Raw genomic sequence first — 2,553 nt, forward strand, 5'->3', positions numbered from 1 at the left:
GACCCATAAACTGACCGTAGCTAAACACCCATCAGAGACGGATGAACGGCTGATGGTGCGCATTGTCGCTTTTGCGCTAAATGCTCATGAGAGTTTGGAAATGACCAAGGGCATTTCAACCGATGACGAGCCCGACATCTGGCAGAAAAGCCTGAACGGCACGCTTGATGTGTGGGTGGCCCTCGGGCTTCCTAGCGAGAAGGTGATGCGTCAATCCTGTAGCAAAGCCGACAAGGTGATCGTCTATCCTTACGGTGGCAGGACAGCCGGGATCTGGTGGGATAAGATCAAAAACAGCACCACCCGTTTTGAGAATCTTCAAGTGACCAATTTTTCCGAGAAAGACACAGGCGAACTGGCAAAACTTGCAAGCCGCGCGATGAGGCTCCAGATCAATATCCAGGACGGCGATGTGATGGTCAGTGTTGATGATAGCATCGTTTACCTTACCCCGCAAAAATGGAAGAGTGTCGCATAATTCACAGGTGCCTGCCGCAAAGACGGACTTCAGTTGCTCATGTGTGCCCATCGAAATCTGATGTGCCTTGCCAATGTCCACACCGAACAAGCCGCTGGGTAACGCAGATTGCTATGCGAACGGCGGCTTTGGGCCGAGGCTGTGTGAAAACTCAGTCAAGCATGGTCGGACCCGGAACGATGTTCTCCCGCAGGGGCGACTGCAAGACCGCGTTCCGGCGCGGGCCACCACGTACCAGCCTCTGAGGAAACTGTTCTCCGCAGATTCTCAAAATTGGAGTTTCCACACAGCCTCAGCCCATCGCGTCAATCGAGGAGCATTGATGACGCGAAGGGCGGGGAGCGGTCGTTCCGAAAGTGCTGTCACTGCTCAAGGATCGTACGGAAAACGGCTGTTCAAGCTCTGATCCTCGGTCCCTTTCCTCCTGACGCGGGGCCGGCGTTTTGCGTCTTTGGAAAAGCGGTGTCCCGTCGGCACTGTTGTCCATCAAAGGCTGATCCAGACTCCGCCACCTTCTTGCGACCGAACTCCGGCAGCGATGAAGCGCATGCTAGCCAGACCATCCGATACTGTCGGCACGACCGATTCCCTGTCCGGTCCAGCCCTGTCACGAAAGCGGCGGAGCGTTTCGGCGGCCTCGGTGTAAAGCGTGGCAAAGGCCTCGAGATAACCCTCTGGGTGGCCTGCTGGCAGACGCGAAGGTGTGGCCAAACCCTCGCCGCCACGTCGCAGGGTGTGGGTGGGCTGGCCAAGGGGCGTAAGCTCCAGATCGTCGGGGCGTTACTGGTCCCACAGCAAGCCCCCGGCATCGCCCACCACGCGGAGGCGCAGGGCATTCTTCGTTCCGGGCGCGACCTGACTTGCCCAGATCATGCCCTTGGCCCCACCTGCAAACCGAAGCAGGATGGCTGCGTTGTCATCCAGTGCCCGGCCGGGCCCGAAGGCCGTCAGATCGGCCAGCAGGGCCTGTGGCACAAGAGCAGTCACGAAGGTGGCAAGGTTGAAGGCATGTGTGCCGATATCGGCAATGCAACCGCCCGCACCGGACTGCGCCGGGTCGGTTCGCCAAGCGGCCTGCTTCTGGCCCCCATGCTCAATCGGTTCGGCCAGCCAGTCCTGCAGATACTCAACCTGAACATGGCGCACCCGCCCGATGCCGCCCGCCGCAACCAGCGCTCGCGCTTCGCGGACCATCGGATAACCGGTGTAGGTCTGGGTCAGGATGAAGGGCAGGCCGCTTTCGGACACCAGCCGCACCAGCGTTTCGGCGTCTTCGACGGTGGTGGCCAGCGACTTGTCGCAAATCACGGGAATCCCGGCGCGCAGGAAGGCGGTGGCGACCGGGGCGTGCAGGTGGTTTGGCGTCACGATTGCCACGGCATTAATGCCGTCCGGCCGGGCGGCCTCGGCCACCGCCATGGCGGCCCAGTTGTCATAGCTGCGCTCTGCCGCGATCCCTAGGTCCGTCGCCGACTGCGCCGCCCGTGCGGGGTCAGAGGAAAACGCCCCCGCAACCAGGTCCCAATGGCCGTCCAAACGCGCCGCGATGCGATGCACGGCGCCGATGAAGGCTCCGTTTCCCCCGCCCACCATGCCAAGTTTCAGGCCCATGTCGTGATCCGCTTCCCGCAAGGTTTCGCCAAGGGGCCAGCCCCTGCCCCACTGGCGACAGCGGCGCGCGGCGTCATGGCTGACCGCCCATCTCCGAAAGCATCGTCAGGTGCCGGATTTCGACCGGCCTGGCCAAAAGCCTGTCAAGCTGTGAAAACAGCGGCGCAAGGTGGGGCATGGCCAGATGCGCCTCCAGATCACCTTGCGTGCGCCAGTTTTCGTAGAACACGAAGCAGCATGGATCGGCCGCATCGACGTGGAAGTCGTAGTTGAGGCAACCCGGTTCGGCCCGCGTGGGTGCCACCTGCTCGGCCAGCAGCCCCAGAAGTTCGTCGCGCGTGTCTGCCTTGGCGATGACAGTCCCGATGATGGTTACATGCGCCATGGCGTCACCGCTTCTGGCTAAGGGCGACGGCAAGGATGATGATCCCGCCTCGCGCGATCAGTTGCTGGCTGAACTCCAG

At 61.5% G+C, this 2,553-nt stretch carries 2 protein-coding genes and 1 pseudogene; 1 reads left to right on the plus strand and 2 read right to left on the minus strand.

The features are described 5' to 3' along the window. Positions 1–478 (plus strand): YaeQ family protein (locus RMO18_RS13630; RefSeq protein WP_309666597.1); only part of this gene is annotated, 478 nt, incomplete at its 5' end. A 486-nt stretch (positions 479–964) separates the two neighbouring features. Here RMO18_RS13630 and RMO18_RS13635 read toward each other — a convergent pair. Continuing rightward, positions 965–2,089 (minus strand): annotated as a pseudogene (locus RMO18_RS13635) (Gfo/Idh/MocA family protein). A 73-nt stretch (positions 2,090–2,162) separates the two neighbouring features. Continuing rightward, positions 2,163–2,474 carry a putative quinol monooxygenase gene (locus RMO18_RS13640; RefSeq protein ID WP_309666599.1) on the minus strand — a complete coding sequence of 104 codons (312 nt, stop codon included), beginning with the start codon at positions 2,472–2,474 and terminating at the stop codon, positions 2,163–2,165. Positions 2,475–2,553 lie beyond the last annotated feature (79 nt).

Origin of the sequence: Tabrizicola sp., assembly GCF_031377265.1 — a bacterium.
Lineage (GTDB): Bacteria > Pseudomonadota > Alphaproteobacteria > Rhodobacterales > Rhodobacteraceae > JAUYQR01.

Coding starts and splice junctions, on each gene's coding strand:
- RMO18_RS13640 (WP_309666599.1), bottom strand. CDS start 2,474: ATGGCGCATGTAACCATCATCGGGACTGTCATCGCCAAGGCAGACACG.